The 14935-nt window shown below is 55.1% G+C and carries 18 protein-coding genes; 13 read left to right on the forward strand and 5 right to left on the reverse strand.

Annotated features, from left to right (window positions below; translation table 11 throughout):
• Nucleotides 1-71: 71 nt before the first annotated feature.
• Genes HCH_RS24510 through HCH_RS24530 form a run of 5 tightly spaced genes read left to right on the forward strand, consistent with a single transcriptional unit; the run spans nucleotide 72 to nucleotide 5136 of the window.
• Nucleotides 72-1283: an HmuY family protein gene (locus tag HCH_RS24510; protein WP_011399187.1), complete on the forward strand. Its 1212-nt coding sequence runs from the start codon at nucleotides 72-74 to the stop codon at nucleotides 1281-1283.
• 46 nt (nucleotides 1284-1329) lie between these two features.
• Nucleotides 1330-2409: a hemin-degrading factor gene (locus HCH_RS24515; protein WP_011399188.1), complete on the forward strand. Its 1080-nt coding sequence runs from the start codon at nucleotides 1330-1332 to the stop codon at nucleotides 2407-2409.
• On the forward strand, nucleotides 2406-3293 hold the full coding sequence (locus HCH_RS24520) for a heme/hemin ABC transporter substrate-binding protein (protein ID WP_011399189.1): 888 nt from the start codon (nucleotides 2406-2408) through the stop codon (nucleotides 3291-3293). Before HCH_RS24515 ends, HCH_RS24520 begins: the two co-directional genes overlap by 4 nt.
• A gap of 6 nt (nucleotides 3294-3299) precedes the next feature.
• Nucleotides 3300-4319, forward strand: a complete 1020-nt coding sequence (locus tag HCH_RS24525) for a FecCD family ABC transporter permease (protein WP_011399190.1) — start codon at nucleotides 3300-3302, stop codon at nucleotides 4317-4319.
• Between the two features lie 46 nt (nucleotides 4320-4365).
• Entirely contained in the window at nucleotides 4366-5136 is a 771-nt protein-coding gene (locus HCH_RS24530; RefSeq protein WP_011399191.1) for a heme ABC transporter ATP-binding protein, read from the forward strand.
• 36 nt (nucleotides 5137-5172) lie between these two features.
• Here the strand turns inward: HCH_RS24530 and HCH_RS24535 are convergent, their stop codons facing one another.
• Nucleotides 5173-5937 carry a substrate-binding periplasmic protein gene (locus HCH_RS24535; protein ID WP_011399192.1) on the reverse strand — a complete coding sequence of 255 codons (765 nt, stop codon included), beginning with the start codon at nucleotides 5935-5937 and terminating at the stop codon, nucleotides 5173-5175.
• A gap of 231 nt (nucleotides 5938-6168) precedes the next feature.
• Here HCH_RS24535 and HCH_RS24540 point away from each other — a divergent pair, with 231 nt between their 5' ends.
• From HCH_RS24540 to HCH_RS24555, 4 genes are read left to right on the forward strand one after another with little or no spacing between them, the layout of a single operon-like run.
• A complete protein-coding gene (locus HCH_RS24540; protein ID WP_011399193.1) occupies nucleotides 6169-6636 on the forward strand; it encodes a hypothetical protein in 468 nt (155 codons plus the stop codon).
• 9 nt (nucleotides 6637-6645) lie between these two features.
• Complete coding sequence (locus HCH_RS24545; RefSeq protein WP_041598907.1) at nucleotides 6646-6909, forward strand: hypothetical protein; 264 nt, start codon at nucleotides 6646-6648, stop codon at nucleotides 6907-6909.
• Nucleotides 6906-8033 (forward strand): hypothetical protein, encoded by a 1128-nt coding sequence (locus tag HCH_RS24550; protein ID WP_148212653.1) that lies wholly within the window; start codon nucleotides 6906-6908, stop codon nucleotides 8031-8033. Before HCH_RS24545 ends, HCH_RS24550 begins: the two co-directional genes overlap by 4 nt.
• Complete coding sequence (locus HCH_RS24555) at nucleotides 8030-9739, forward strand: hypothetical protein (RefSeq protein ID WP_011399197.1); 1710 nt, start codon at nucleotides 8030-8032, stop codon at nucleotides 9737-9739. The genes HCH_RS24550 and HCH_RS24555 overlap by 4 nt, the downstream gene beginning before the upstream one ends.
• A gap of 258 nt (nucleotides 9740-9997) precedes the next feature.
• Here HCH_RS24555 and HCH_RS24560 read toward each other — a convergent pair whose 3' ends face one another.
• Nucleotides 9998-10636 carry a LysE family translocator gene (locus HCH_RS24560; RefSeq protein WP_238384927.1) on the reverse strand — a complete coding sequence of 213 codons (639 nt, stop codon included), beginning with the start codon at nucleotides 10634-10636 and terminating at the stop codon, nucleotides 9998-10000.
• 319 nt (nucleotides 10637-10955) lie between these two features.
• Here HCH_RS24560 and HCH_RS24565 point away from each other — a divergent pair, with 319 nt between their 5' ends.
• Genes HCH_RS24565 through HCH_RS24575 form a run of 3 tightly spaced genes read left to right on the forward strand, consistent with a single transcriptional unit; the run spans nucleotide 10956 to nucleotide 12447 of the window.
• Nucleotides 10956-11603 (forward strand): SMI1/KNR4 family protein, encoded by a 648-nt coding sequence (locus tag HCH_RS24565; RefSeq protein WP_011399199.1) that lies wholly within the window; start codon nucleotides 10956-10958, stop codon nucleotides 11601-11603.
• A gap of 59 nt (nucleotides 11604-11662) precedes the next feature.
• Nucleotides 11663-12073, forward strand: coding sequence for a GFA family protein (locus HCH_RS24570; protein WP_011399200.1), 411 nt, complete (start codon nucleotides 11663-11665; stop codon nucleotides 12071-12073).
• Between the two features lie 14 nt (nucleotides 12074-12087).
• Nucleotides 12088-12447: a hypothetical protein gene (locus tag HCH_RS24575; RefSeq protein ID WP_011399201.1), complete on the forward strand. Its 360-nt coding sequence runs from the start codon at nucleotides 12088-12090 to the stop codon at nucleotides 12445-12447.
• Between the two features lie 54 nt (nucleotides 12448-12501).
• On the opposite strand, the gene HCH_RS33960 is transcribed toward HCH_RS24575, so the two are convergent.
• Nucleotides 12502-12909 (reverse strand): M35 family metallo-endopeptidase, encoded by a 408-nt coding sequence (locus tag HCH_RS33960; protein ID WP_148212654.1) that lies wholly within the window; start codon nucleotides 12907-12909, stop codon nucleotides 12502-12504.
• A gap of 158 nt (nucleotides 12910-13067) precedes the next feature.
• Here HCH_RS33960 and HCH_RS33290 point away from each other — a divergent pair.
• A protein-coding gene (locus HCH_RS33290; RefSeq protein WP_085944396.1) for an IS5-like element ISHch3 family transposase occupies nucleotides 13068-13890 on the forward strand; the annotation gives its coding sequence in 2 pieces (ribosomal slippage) (nucleotides 13068-13393 and nucleotides 13392-13890; 825 coding nt in all).
• Here the strand turns inward: HCH_RS33290 and HCH_RS24590 are convergent.
• Both HCH_RS24590 and HCH_RS24595 read right to left on the reverse strand, forming a co-directional pair.
• The gene (locus HCH_RS24590) at nucleotides 13873-14211 is read right to left on the reverse strand and encodes a hypothetical protein (protein ID WP_041598909.1); all 339 of its coding nucleotides are present in this window, start codon (nucleotides 14209-14211) and stop codon (nucleotides 13873-13875) included. The two genes, HCH_RS33290 and HCH_RS24590, sit on opposite strands and share 18 nt — an antisense overlap.
• A 243-nt stretch (nucleotides 14212-14454) precedes the next feature.
• Complete coding sequence (locus HCH_RS24595) at nucleotides 14455-14934, reverse strand: nuclear transport factor 2 family protein (RefSeq protein WP_011399204.1); 480 nt, start codon at nucleotides 14932-14934, stop codon at nucleotides 14455-14457.
• Nucleotide 14935: the final 1 nt, after the last annotated feature.

Here is a 14935-nt window from a genome sequence, read left to right on the forward strand (position 1 = left end):
GCGCCCGGACATAACTCAGCAATACGAAAATAACCCACTCACACAAACCAATAACAGACAAAGGCAACGCTATGAAACCAGTCTCCTCCCCCCTTGCAGTCAAATCCGGCGCTATCGCCGCCGCTCTGATATTACTCAGCGCCTGCTCCAGCGGCGGAGGCTCCGGCGATCCCGACAACAATACGCCTGGCGACGGCGGCTCAACGCCAGACAATGGCTCCGACGCGGCCTACACCTCTCTGATCGTCGACGCCAGCAGCCGCGACGCTTACACCTACGTCAACCTCGCCACAGGCCAAACCCTGGCGCTGACGGAAGCGCAAGCCGCATCTTCCACTGACTGGCATATCGGTTTCCGCCGCACTGGCGTCGTACTCAACGGCGGCGCTTCCGGCCCCGGTGAGGTGCGCGGCGCGCTGGCGGCGGCGCAGCAGGATTTCTACACGGACGGCGGCGATCCCAACGCCAACGTATTTCTCAACGCCACGCCGGACTCGGAAGAAGAGCACCTGCTCGCGGCGGTGAACACAGCCAGTCTGACCTTCACCAGCGACGGCGTCCTGAGCGCCATTACCGCCTCTGGAGACAGAACCGGCAACGTCATGGATCTGGGCTGGTACAACTACGATATATCCACTCATACGGTGTCCCTGAACGACGCCAACGGCTGGTTGCTGCGCTCCAACTCCGGCGCGAGTTACGCCCGTTTCCACGCCACTGCGTTGACCTATAACCCCGGCGCCAACCTGGACGTCACCTTCAGTTTCGACGTACACCCCTCCGACGCCAGCGGCTTCACCGGCAACGCCACTTTCGCCGCGTCCGTCCCCGTCAGCGGCGGCAGCCAGTGCTTTGATTTCGACGCCGATGCGGTGGTCGACTGCAACGGCGCAGCCTGGGACCTGAAGCTGGAAATCAATGGATTCAACTGGACCCTCTGGACCAACAGCGGCCCCTCCGGCAGCGGCGCTGGCGGCGCATTCGGCCCCTTGCCGGTGGCGGACCTGAACAACTATGTCTCCGGCGCCCAGTCCGACACTGGCGCGGACATCAGCATGCATTACACAGCCGACGCCACCGCGGGCATTTTCGAAGACTCGCCCTGGTACGCCTATAACCTGCAAGGCCAGCACAAAATCTGGTCCAACTACCGGGTCTACGTGATCGAAACCCAAAGCGGCGGCGATGACGCCACCAAATACAAACTGCAGATCACTAATTACTACTCCGACGCAGGAGAAAGCGGACATCCCAACATCCGCTCCACGCCCGTCGCCAACTGACCCGCGATCTCCACAGGAACCATTGCACAAATAACGAGGTGAACACATGACGGCTCAAGCGGTTCTCAACAGAGACGAGGCGCTCAGACAACCTGTCGAGGGGTTGAAAGAGTCCTGGACGCAAATGCGGCGCGAGCAGCCCCGCCTGCGCATCCGCAATGCGGCGGAGCAACTGGGAGTAAGCGAACTGGCGCTGCTGCTGACGCAGATGGAGCAGCACGTACAGCCCCTTGCCGGCGACTTCGCGGAGATGCTGACATCCATCGAGTCTGTAGGACGGGTGATGGCGCTGACCCGCAACGATCAGGCCGTGCATGAACGCCATGGCGTCTATCATGACTTCAAGGCCAACGCCGCCGGCGTTATGGGGTTATGCCTGGGCGACATCGACCTGCGCGTCTTCTTCAAGCACTGGCGTTACGCCTATGCGGTGACAGAGGGCCCGAGCGAGCAAGTCCGACGCAGCATTCAGTTCTTCGACGCCTCTGGAACGGCGACGCACAAAATATACGCCACCGAGCACACCGATATGGCGGCCTGGGATCAGTGGATAAACGCCCATCTCGCCGTCGATGCGGAGCTGTTTTTCGTACCTGAGGCGAAGACGCCGCCGCGTTATCCCAATGCCGGCAAGGTGACGGAAGCCGATGTACGGCAGCCCTGGTCGGAACTGAAGGATGTCCACCACTTCAACGCCATGCTGAGCAAACTGGGCGTTGATCGCCTGGAGGCGTTGCAGTTGGCGGGTCAGGAGTACGCCCATCGCCTGCCGACGGACGCCATGGAGCAGGCGTTGCGATTCGCCGCCAATTGCCAGTTGGAGATCATGGCGTTTGTCGGCAACGACGGCGTCGTGCAGATCCATACCGGAACCGTGAATAAACTGCTGCGCACCGGCCCCTGGTTCAATGTATTGGACCCGGACTTCAATCTGCACCTGAACACGGAGCAACTGGCGAGCTGCTGGGCGGTGCGTCGTCCCACCAGCGACGGCGTGGTGACCTCTCTGGAGTGCTTCAATCACGACCGTAAACTGGTGCTGACGCTGTTCGGCGCGCGCAAGCCCGGCAAACCTGAACTGACCGAATGGCGCGAACTGGTGGCGTCCGTGGAGAACCTGTCATGATCTCAGTCGGGGCCTCAGTTCGAAACCTCAGCGCGGGTTGGATGTGCGCAGCGCTGTTGAGCATCTTCAGCGTTGCAGCTCAGGCTGCGACGCCGACGCCGGCCCCCGAGCGTATGCAGCGCATTCTCTCCGTCGGCGGCGCCGTGACGGAAATTGTCTATGCGCTGGATCAGGAGCAGCGCCTGATCGGCTCCGACATCACCAGCTACTTTCCAGCAGAGGCGGAAAATATGCCGAAGGTGGGCTATCAACGCTCCCTCTCCGCCGAGGGCATCCTCGCACTACGTCCGGATGCCGTGCTGGCCAGTGAGGAAGCTGGCCCGCCAACCGTCCTGAAGCAATTAAAAGGGGCTGGAACCACATGGTTTACCGTGCCGACGGCGCAGGACCTGGAAGGGGTTTACGCCAACATCCGCCAGATCGGTTACCTTCTTGGCGCGGAAACCAGGGCGGAAAAACTGATCACGGACATGCAGGCGCAGCAACAGCAGCTGGAACAGGAGAAAGCGCATGACCAGCGCCACGCGCGGGTGCTTTTCGTTCTTCAGCATAGCGGCGGCGCGCCCATGGTGGCCGGCGCCAACACCGCGGCGGACCGCATCATCCGCCTGTCCGGAGCAGTCAATGCGCTGCAGGGAGTGGAAGGCTACAAGCCCATGACGCCGGAGTCGCTGGCGCAAGCGCAACCGGACCTGATCCTGACCACCACGCTGGGAATGGAGCAAGTCGGTGGCGTCGACGCCATGCGCCACATTCCCGGCGTCAGCCTGACGCCGGCGGGACGCAATGAAAAGATCGTCGCCATGGACGGGCTGCTGCTGTTAGGTTTCGGGCCACGCACAGTGGTCGCCGCCCGCCAGCTTCGTCAAACCTGGATGGAGTAAACGCCAGTGCAGACCCTATCCGCCATGCAGTATAAGTCCACCCGCGTGTGGCTATTGCTGGGCGCCAGTCTGATCGCCGCCGCCCTGGGCGCCATCATGCTGGGCGCCTATTCTCTGACTTGGCGCTCCGTGCTGAGCTTCGATCTGAGCAGTCAGGATTGGATGATTTTATGGCATATCCGCCTGCCCAGAGTGCTATTGGCGGGCATAGTGGGCGCGGCGTTGGCGGTCAGCGGCGCAGCTTTACAGGGCTTGTTTCGCAACCCGCTGGCGGACCCGGGATTGATCGGCATCTCCAGCGGTTCAGCCCTGGCGGCGGCGCTGGTGATTGTGCTGTTTCCTTTCAGCGCAGGCTGGCTGGGTTTATATGGACTCAGCGTGGCCGCTTTCCTCGGCGGCGGCGCGACCTGCTGGTTGATATTCAAAGTCGGCCAGCTTGGCGCCGCGTCCAGTGTGGCGCATCTGATTCTGGCGGGCATCGCCGTTAATGCTCTGTGCGGCGCGGCGGTGGGGTTCATGACGTATCTCAGCACTTACGAGCAACAGCGCACGCTGGCTTTCTGGACCATGGGCAGCTTCGGCGGCGCGCTATGGCCGGCGGTGGGCGTGTCGTTCACCATTACGCTGCCGGTGATAGCGATGCTGATGCGCCACTCCGGCGATTTGAACCGTCTGCTGCTGGGAGAGCAGGAAGCCCGCTATCTGGGCACGGATACGGAGAAACTGAAAACCCGCGTCATCCTGCTCTCCGCTGTGACGGTGGGAGCCGCGGTGGCGGTTTCCGGCATCGTCGGTTTCGTGGGATTGGTGGCCCCGCATTTGGTTCGCTTACTGTGGAAGGCGGATCACAGAGTGTTGATCCCTGCCTCCGCCGTACTTGGCGCTGTGCTGACCATCTCCGCCGACACCCTGGCGCGGACCCTGTTCGCCCCTGCGGAAATGCCAGTGGGAATATTGACCAGCCTGATCGGCGGTCCCTTCTTTTTGTGGTTGCTGCTGAGCCGGAAATCCGGGGTGCGACAATGAAGCCGCTTACTGACAGACATCGCCATCGCAGCCCGGGAGGTCGCCTATGATTCACGCTTTCGCCGTATCCGTTATCCGCCACGAAAGAACCTTGCTGGAACAGATCAATTTTCGTCTCAATCCGGGCGAACTGGTGGTGACCCTGGGGCCGAACGGGGCCGGTAAATCCACGCTGCTGAAAACACTGGCGGGGGATCTTCCGCCTTCTCACGGTCATGTGTTATTGGACGACGAACCCATCAGTCAATTCAGCCTGAGCCAACTGAGCCGCCGTCGGGCGGTGCTATCCCAGTCCGTGCACCTCGATTTTCCCTTCAGCGCGATGGAAGTCGTGTTGATGGGCGCCCAACGCACGCTTTCTGGAGGCGATCCTTTCCGTCTGAGTCAACAAGCATTGGAGGAAGTGGACGCAGGCCATCTGGCGCAGCGCAATTATCAGGATCTCTCTGGCGGCGAACGCCAGCGCGTGCAGATCGCCCGCGCTCTTACCCAACTGTGGACAGGCGTCGGCGCCGGACCGCAATACCTGATGCTGGACGAACCCACTTCCGCGCTGGACCTGAAACACCAATCCGCGCTCTTGAAGTTAGCGCGCAAGCTGGCGGGCAAAGGCGTCGGCGTCTTCTGCGTGCTTCACGACCTGCATCTGGCGGCGCAATATGCGGACCGTATCCTGCTGATGAACCACGGGCGTATTGTGGCGGAAGGCGCGCCGGAGACATTGATCACCACGGCGAACGTCAGAGAGGTGTATCAGGTGGACAGCCGCATACTGCCTCACCCGGTGACGCAACGACCGATGGTGATGATCGACTGAAACCGCCGCGCTTTACGCGGCGGTTCAAGGTAAGACTTACTTTTTATATTCGCCGCGGCGGGAAGCTTCAATCATTTTATCGTACTCGCCGCTGTCCTTCAGCGCCTGCAGTCCGCGGTTAAACGCGTCCATCAGTTTTTTGTTTTCCGGCTGCGACTTGTTAAGAATCAGGTGGTAAGACTTCTCTTTGATGGGTTTGGGATGCACTTCAACCTGATCCATCACGCCCATGCTGTTCATCAGTTCGCTGCCTACGTCAAGGTCTTCCATGTAGGCGTCCAGGCGCCCCGCCAGCAGTTTTTTCACGTTGGCGTCCGCGCTGGAGACCCGCTCAATGCTGACCAGTCCGGATTTTTCCTCATCATCGAAGCCGTAGCTGTAGCCTGTGACGCCGCCCAGTTTTTTGCCTTTCATCGACGCCGCGTCGCTCCAGTCAAAACCGCTGCCCTTCTTGTAAAAAGCGACTGTCTTCAAGTCGATAACGGTGTCGCTGTAGTCGAAATCCTTTTCCCGATCCTCGGTGCGACTCCAAATCAACGAGCCGTTCAGCTTGCCGCTTTTGGCGTCTTCATAACCTCGCTTCCAAGGCAGGAAGACATACTCCACCTCAATATTTTCTTTGGCGAACGCTTTCTTCACCACATCGGAAATCACACCGTATTCTTTCAAATTTTCCGACAGATAGGGCGCCCATTCACCGTTGGCGAGAGTCACTTTTTCAGCAGCGCTGGCCCCGGAAAAGACCATCGCGGCGGACAATACAAACACATTCATCAGGCGATTGAATAACGTCTTTTTCATTTTATTACCTTTCATTTTTACTACGGAGAAGCTCCGCAACCTATTATTGGTTATCGCAGGTAAGGCTAGCAGAAGACGTTAAAGCCGCCAGTGAGGACACGAGCGTCAGGGCGCAAGTCAGAAACAAGTGAAATGCGGGCGAGATTCTGAATAAGCGCTATAATATCGCGTATCTGCATGAGTTCGGGCGCAAAACGCCCTTAACTGAGATTGGAAATATAGGAATTTGTAGTGGAAGGGTTTGACAATTTTTTACAAAAACACGGCTTAAAGGAATCCCATATATACCTGCTTGAGCTGATTCCCCTGATTGAAATGATCTGGGCGGACGGTCGTTGCCAGGACGCCGAAGTAAAAATTCTCTACCGCTACACCATCGAACACCTGAGCCGGGTCAGTCGCGAGTCGCCGGATATCGAATTCATTTCCGAGGATGATATCAACGAGTTTCTCGACCGCTTTACGCAAACCCGTCCCGACCCGGAGATGCTGCGCGAGCTAAGAGAGCTGTGCCTGAGCCGTATGGAGAACAAATCCCAATATCAGGATCAGATGGAAAGCAAACAGGCCATGATGAATTACTGCCTGGATATCGCCGCCGCCAGCGTCAATCGCTACCCCTACAAATTCAACGAACGCATCATCGCTGAAGAAAAAGACCTGCTGAAGGAACTGTTTCACGCCCTGTCTTCCCGCTGATTTTTCATCATGAGTCGTAGTAAACCGTCACTGGCGAAAAGCATACATCCGTCGTGGTTCAACGCGCTGTCGCGCCGGGTCAGGCTCGGCAACAAGGTGCAGGCCGCAGCGGCTTGTCTCTGGTTCGCCGCAGCGTTATCCGCCTACGGCGGCTCCTATGAGTCGATGGATCAATCGCCGTCGCTATGGCCGGTTGCTCTACTGGGGAGCGCGTTGTTATTACAGGCGGTCGGTTTGCTTTTTTTCAATGCTAAACACAGAGCGGCGGAGTGATGCGGAACGACGTGGAAACCTATCAGGTCATCACTCGCGGCAAGCTCGCCAGCGGCCGGGAACTTACTCAGGTTCAGCGTAATTTACAAACGCAGCTACGTCTGAACGACGCCATGACCTCTAAGCTGTTCGCCGGCGCGCCAGTGAAACTGAAGAGCAACCTGACCTGGGAGCAGGCCCAGGACTGGCAAAAAAAACTGCACCAGCTTGGTCTGCTGACGGAACTGGCGCTGCAATTGAACCCCGCCTGTCTGCAAGCAGGTTTACAGACCGCCACGCTGGAAACTGCTCCAGAGGAACCGGAAGAGCAAATACTGCTGTTCGAGGCTGGCAAGCTGACGCCGCATCTGGTCCAGTTTTCCGAATCCCTCACAGTGTCTAATGAGTCCGGGACGCCCGTCGCCCGTTTCGTCAGTCACAACGCTTACTGGAGTCCGCTGGCGCTGATGCTGGCCTCCACCGGCCTGGCTCTGACGTTGCAAAATCATCTATTGCGGGTGATGACGCACTACCTGCAATGGGGCGCTCTGGCCAGCGCACTCAGCATTGTTTTCCTGTTGCTGACCATTATCTGTCTGCCCCGGCTCCTGCAACCGCGCATGCTGCAGTCAATCGCTGACCCTCGCGGCGCGCACCGCATTTACCAGCAGGAGCTTCCCGTCTATTGGGTCGGCGCCAAAAAGCATCGGCTGATCGATGCGGAGCAACAGGACCTCGGCGTCATTGAACGCAAACAACAAAGCGCCGCCTTGACGGCCGCGGACGGCGCAGTCGTCTATGAATGGCGTCAGGCTGTGCGCGTCCACGAAAGCAGCAAAGACGCTCTGGGCAAGATTCAGGAAAAACTGGTGGAAGACACCGCGTTGGGGCCGGTCGCCGAATACCTGGGCCATGCGAAGAAGGTTCTGGATTTCCTCAAACGCAGGCGCGCCAAGTCTGCGGCCTCCCCTTCCTGGGACCCGCAGAACGCCATGGCGGTGCTGGATCAAGAGGGCAATTTGGCGGCGCTGGCCTACGTCACGCCAGAGCCCGCCGTACAGATTCGCAAGCCCAATCTCACTCCACAGGAGAGGTTGCGGCTCCTGGCCTTCTGCGCCTGTTTGCTCAGGAGTCCTCTTGTATGAAGCAGTTTTCCTTCGAGTTCAGAGGTCAGCTATCTCCCGGCGCGGATCAGGCGAAAGTCCAGGCCAGGCTGGCCAAGTTGTTTCAAACCGCTCCTGCGCAATTGGCGCCTTTGTTCAACGGCGAAGCCATATTTCTTCGCGAAGGATTAAACGAGTTCACCGCTAAATCTTATCTGCAGCAATTCGCCCGCGTCGGCGCCGTTGGCGCAGTGAGAGAGCAGACGACGCACACCGCTCCCGCCTCCGACGCAATCCACACGGTTAACACAATCCACACAACGAAACCTGGTCACAACATTTCAGTCTCACCGACGTCACCGCCAAAGGCGACGGAAATGTCGCCCAAGTCTGACGACCGCTCCCGCTGCCCGAAATGCCAGTCGCTGAATATCGACGCCATTCAATGCCTGGACTGCGGCGTCATTCTGGAAAAATATCGTCAGATGCAGGAACGACTGCAAAACCCTCCGCCGCAGCCAGCCCCTGTGCAGGCGGAGCCGTTTCGGCTGGAAGAAGCGGACCGGGAGCAGAAACGGGCGGCGAAATGGCTGTCCTGGGCCGGCCTGATCCTGACCATTGTGTTTGTCTCCGACAACTACTTGTTGAAGATGAACTTTCTTTACTCCGCTGGCATTGACCTGGGCTATATCCCCTTTTTCATTGGCCATCTCGTCCTGCTGCGCGGCTGCATTCTCTATGCGGAAAGCAAAGGCTACAGCATGCTGGTGGGGCTCTTGGGCTTATTCAGCCTGGCGGGGCTGTCTATTCTGATACTGCTGCCGGATCACCGGCGGGATAAATCCGGCGTCACCGGCAAACACCTCGCTACTGCAGGAGCCTGTATTCTGGTCTGCGTCGTATGGTTAGCCGGCTTCTTCAATAAACTGCATGACATGAGTGAAATCGCCAACGGAGCTCAACAGCTCAGCGCTGGTCGCCATGAATATCCAGACCCTGCTTTGGACAGCGCGCCAGACGTTTACGAACGCGAACAAAAAGAGATGCAGGCCTATCTGGAAAAGTCGCTGAAAACCATCAAGGACGGCTCATTCCGCCCCAGTGAAATCACCACATTGGCGGATGTCATGTTCGGCGCGCTGGCGCGCTATGAAACCTGGCGCAACTACCAACGCTACCGCCATGTGGCCGAACAACAGCCTTTGCCAGAACCCTTGGCGTCGGACTGGACCAAGCAAAACCAGAGGTTGTTCGCGACTCTGTTGTATAAAAACATTGATAGAGAAAAGCAGAGACGTCTGTATACCGAAAAGCAGAACTGGCTGGTCGGCGCCAATCCGGATCAAGTAGGCCCGTTCTGGGACAAATTCAGCCGTTACCTGTTCGATGTCCTGAGCGACTATATGGCCGCATATCGCAATGCGCTATATCTCCAGCCTTACAACAATGACAAAAACGCGCCGCCTCCGGTCGTCACCCTCGACCTGCGCGAAATGAACCTCCCCGATTACGCCAAACTGCGCAAGGAAGTCACCCTGGACACCGTCACCTACAGCGCCACACTGGGCCAGCTGTCCCATACGCCACTGACCGTCGCCTTCTACCTGGAACCCTATACTCAACGCTTCGGCAAGCAAGGCGTCCTGACCAAAGGCGTCGTCATCTCCCCCGACTTTCCCAGCAAATACCTGTACGGGCACTTTAATGTGTTTAATCGGTATCCGGTGGAGCAGGAATTGAGGGAGTAGCGTCTAAGATTCATGACGATCAAATACGTGATGTCGTCTTCAAACCGGTTTAACGAAACCCACCAAGACATGTTTACTATTAATCAGGCAGACAAATAGCTTCCTTCTATTTGTCTGCAACGACAGGGCCTGCACAGGTCAGGCCCTGTCTCCCGCGGCCAGCCGCCGCGCAGGCGCATCCATGCGCCTGATGATTAACATGCCAATATCATTGCCATATTAATACTAGGAATAGAGCGCGCATGTGCGCCTATTCCGCTACCCCCTCTGACTCAACAGCACCCCGCCGCCCATGGTGATAAACAATCCGCCCGAGACTTTTGATATCTTCCGCTCGATATCCCGTGCGAGAAAACGTTGCCCGACTCGACTCATTAACATGGCGTAGCCCAGGTGAACACAGGCGACTATCACGCATATTGAAACGTACATAACGCCAAACTGCTCCAAATGCGACCGCTCCGCATTGATGAACTGAGGTAGAAAGGCGGATAAGAATATCAATGTTTTAGGATTGCTTGCGGAGACAAGAAAAGCTTCAGTGTAGCGCTTTCGCGAGCTGAATTGGGTCTGCCGCCCCGTCTTATCCGGCAAAGACAGGTTAGACCTGCCATCAGCCCTTAAGCTTTTGAAACCAAGATAGATAAGATACGCCCCACCCAATACTTTCATTACGGTGAACCATATCGGAAGCTGCTCAAGGAGCTCTCCTACGCCAATTGCGACAAGGCATACGATCACAAACTGGCAGGATAGATTTCCCAGCACCGTCACAAACGCCGACTGCCATCCATACTGGAAACTGTTCTTAACCACCAGCAGAACATTCGGCCCGGGTGATAATGTAGTGACCAAATAGGCCAACGAAAACATAAGCCAGACATCCAACCCCATCATTCACTCCTTTATCACGCCATCATAGACGTACAACCTAAAAAAACAGGGCGAATCCACGCCGCCGGTCGATCAAGATAGTAGTTATTTCAATTAACTGAATCCAATTGAGTTTTTAGCCTGTATAAATAAAAAAGGCGGCCCTCAAGCTATCGTTTTGAGAAGGAAACTCGCTGTTCTGGTTTGGCCGACAGTAGCCTTGCGGTTAAACTAAAGCTCGCGTTAGCAACTGCTACACATCTAATCAAAAGGCAATCCATCTGTAAATCATTGCTATGCAATACATGACGGCGCCTCCAAGCAAATCTAATAAGTCCTATCAATGCATGACATCTTAAACAAACTAGACAAGCTAAAAGAGCGCGACGCCAGCCTCAACGTGTTTGGAAGCAGCGCCCATAAGTACCTCTTAAATCCACCGCTAGCACTAGCGGATTTTGAATCAATTGAGAGGAAGTATCAGGTTACCTTTCCAGACGACTATAAAAACTTCATCACAACTATTGGAAATGGCGGCGCAGGCCCTTTTTATGGGCTCTTTCCAATAGAAATGCAGGATAAAGGCTTCGACCTTTGTAACTGGGAAGTTGGAGGACTGATTGGGGACCTTCGTCAGCCTTTCCCTCATAGTGAAGCGTGGAATTTGCCACCTTCTTTCTGGGAGGGTGAACCCAATCCAGAGGAGGGGGACAGTGAGGAAATGGAAGATGAGCTATGGGAAGCGTGGGACCAGAAACTCGAAGAGCAGTATTGGGCGGAGGCAATAATGAATGGCGCAATCCCTATCTGCCATGAGGGGTGCGCTATTCGCAACTGGATGGTCATAACCGGGGAACTCAAGGGAACTATTTGGGAAGATCTCAGGTGCGATAACCAAGGGATACGCCCACTAAAAGATGATGAAGGGAATTTTGTTACATTCACAGACTGGTATTTAGGTTGGCTCGAACAGTCATTAGCCGAATGCTGATCACTTAATCGCCCCTAACAAATATCAGCGCTTAACAGCCCAAAAAATCAGGAAACAATATGTACAAAGGAAGCTGCCTTTGCGGTCAGGTAAAAATTGAAATACAGGGGCCGATAGAGTCGATTATTCATTGCCATTGTTCCAAGTGCAGGAAGAGCAGCGGTACGGCTTACGCCACTAATGGGTTTGTGAATACGGCTGATTTGATAGTTCAGGAGGGAGCGGAACACTTGGCCTTTTTTGAAATGGCGCCGGGCCGCAAACGCCACTTTTGCCGGACCTGCGCCTGCCCGGTACTCAGCTCAAATGATGCCGCGCCTGACCGGGTGAGACTACGCTTGGGGATTCTGGATTCAGACATCCTCGAACGCCCTCTCTCCCACAATTTCGTCACATCCAAAGCAAACTGGGACGACCTGGACGCCCAGCTTCCCCGGTATGAAGCGCATGAGCCCGGGCGGGGCGGCTAGCTCAGGTATAGAGAATGGTAAATGATAGTAATGTAGACAATCTAAAAACCGGCTTTATTGTGAGAGAAAAGCCTGAGCTAATAGAGTGGCTAAAAAGTCACTCTATTTCTGAATCAGACTATCACTTTATTCCAATAGTTTTGACTTCGGATATTCTAAACCAGCCGTTAACACCGGGATCAACAATATTTATCCATCAAGACTTAAAAGCCTTTTTCATTCAGCATGAACTACCAACCTTAGTATTTGGACATGAGAACATAGAAAAAATATTTGGCTCATTCGAATGCGAGCTTGATCTGTTTGACCGCTTTTGGAAGCTAGATGAAGTATTGTGTGTTGACGTACCTATAGAATACGAGATCAATCACTAAGCCGAAAAAATAAAAGGGAGCAAAAAGCACTCCCTTTCCGTTAAAATTTATTATTTAATTCGGCAAAGCTCTTAAATTACGGAACTTGTATAAATCCGCCAGAAATAATCCCCAGTTATCCGCATTATTGAGTGGCGTCCGTTTATCAGATCCGAATGTCAGTTTGACGCACTCATACTCGCCATATGCAGTATCTATGGTATCCAGGATTCGGTGGCTAAGTTCGTGGGCGACGCAACGGAATTTGAACCAGAGTTCGTCATTTCTATCATTCAAATCAAAGTTACCACTCAAATAGCCTGGCGTCATGTAAATTCGCAGCCCGCTTTGAACATTGACGTAACCGCAGTTAGCTCTAAACGTGTCGGTAGTTTCTTTGACTGTATACTTCTTGCTTTGCGGCGCGTTGTTATTGAGACGATGAAAGAAGTTATCATTGTTTCTATGGGAAGATTGTCCCAGTTGATTATCAAAGTCGGAATCGTAGGGATTTAGTAACTATCTCATAACCCCCACTTGAATTTTTTAACCTTTGCCGGTTCACTGAGGCGCCACTTCTCTGATAAGGAAACGTCATGTCACAAAAGGACTCAAGCGCCCCGTCCAGTAAATCGAAACCCCTGGACACTCTATGGGAAGTACCGGACGAGCTATGGCTACGAATCGAACCCATTTTAAAAGAAGACTGGCAACCCAGCGCCAAGGGTGGCCGCCCCATCGGCAACTGGAGGGGCTATTTGAACGGGATTATTTTTCGGATGCGTTCAGGCTGTCAGTGGAACCAGTTGCCCCGCCGATTTGGGGATGACGCCACGGTCCATCGCTGGTTTCAGCGCTGGAGTAAAAACGGCGTGATGGAGAAGATCTGGGCGAGTCTATTGCGAGACTGCCAGGAACTGGAAGGGGTGGACTGGGAATGGCAAAGTGCGGACGGCTGGCTGGGGAAAGCCCGCTTTGGGGGGGGAGAATGTGGGGCCGAACCCGACAGACCGAGGCAAGAAGGGAACCAAGAAAAGCCTGCTGGTGGAAGCCGAGGGAGGCCCCTTGGGACTCGTCATCGCCGGAGCCAATGTCAACGACCATAAGCTGCTGGAAGCGACGCTGGAGTCGATTGTGGTAGAGCGTCCGGCTCCAACGGTGGAGGCGCGGCAGCATTTATGCCTGGATAAGGGGTATGACAATGTGGCGAGCGAAGACGTGGCAGCCCGGCATGACTACATACCGCATATCTGCCGAATTGGCGAGGAGGCGCAGCCAGCGGACCGTCATCCAAGTGGAAAGCCCCGGCGTTGGGTAGTGGAGCGCACGTTTGGTTGGCTGTCTAAGTGCCGTGCGTTACTGATTCGCTATGACAAAAAGGACAGCAACTATCTGGGATTGCTGCAATTGGCATGTGGTCTGTTATGGTTTCGGCGGATGTGGCGGCTACAGGGGCGTCAATGAGGTTATGAGATAGTTACTTAGTCCCACTTTAACCATCGGCCTGACCCAGCCAATATAATTTTGGGGGTGCTTGGGCGCAGATACAAAGGTCAGGCTGGCGCACTTCCTTGTTAAATACTTATGCATATTATTTAAGCCTTCGGTAACAGCCTTGATATTACCTGCACCAAACCATTTGTTTATCATGCGGCATTTTGGGACAGCAATAGAGTCCGCCAATACTGACTCCAAAAGTCCCAATGAATTGGTTATTTTTGTCTGTTCGTCATTATTAAAAGGGGTGGAGTCCCCCATGGATTCAAATCTTACTGTGTAAGCCATGATTTAACTCTCCGAGTAGTTCTATATTGTTATAGGTTCCGTACTCGAAGAAGCGACCTAAGCGAACAACACCCTTATAAGCAATAATGCCTAGTCCGCGACCTTTTTCAGCCGCCACGATTATGCCGATTAACTAAATCGTCATAACAGCAAGTATCAGGAGAGGCGCATCGCAACGTCGTCAGCAGAAATAAAAAGCCAAGTCATTGCGCCGCTGGCAAGGACGGCGCAATGCACTCTTATTTATTCCTTATACTCAGGATTTCCCTCAATAAAACGCCGTAAATTTCTATCTGCGGTCGCCTGCACTTTATCCCGCAACATTTGCGACCAGCCCAGCGCCCAGCCAGGTACGCCCAGTGCGTGACGGGACCAGCGCCAGAAGTCGAAGCGATCGCGGTGGCGATATATTTTGCCGTCTTTGAATTCAAACTCGGCGCGCAGCTTGTTGAGCACGTATCGCCCGGTCGTGGAAAAGGTATAGCCCGCGCGCCAGCGGGCGGAGCCGCGCTGCTCGTCGGCTTCGACATGATGATAGTGCAACGACAGGTCCGCCCCGCGTTCGCACAGCATATGCCACATGGCCCCGATTTCCTTGCCCTTGAGGGTGAACACTTCATCCTGAAACTCTGCCTCGTCGTGATAGCAGGCTTGCATGGTTCGATAATCTTTATCCTTAAAAGCGTCATAAAAACGGGTCACCAGTTCGGCGTTAGGGTGCATA

Source organism: Hahella chejuensis KCTC 2396, from assembly GCF_000012985.1.
In the GTDB taxonomy this organism is placed as follows: domain Bacteria; phylum Pseudomonadota; class Gammaproteobacteria; order Pseudomonadales; family Oleiphilaceae; genus Hahella; species Hahella chejuensis.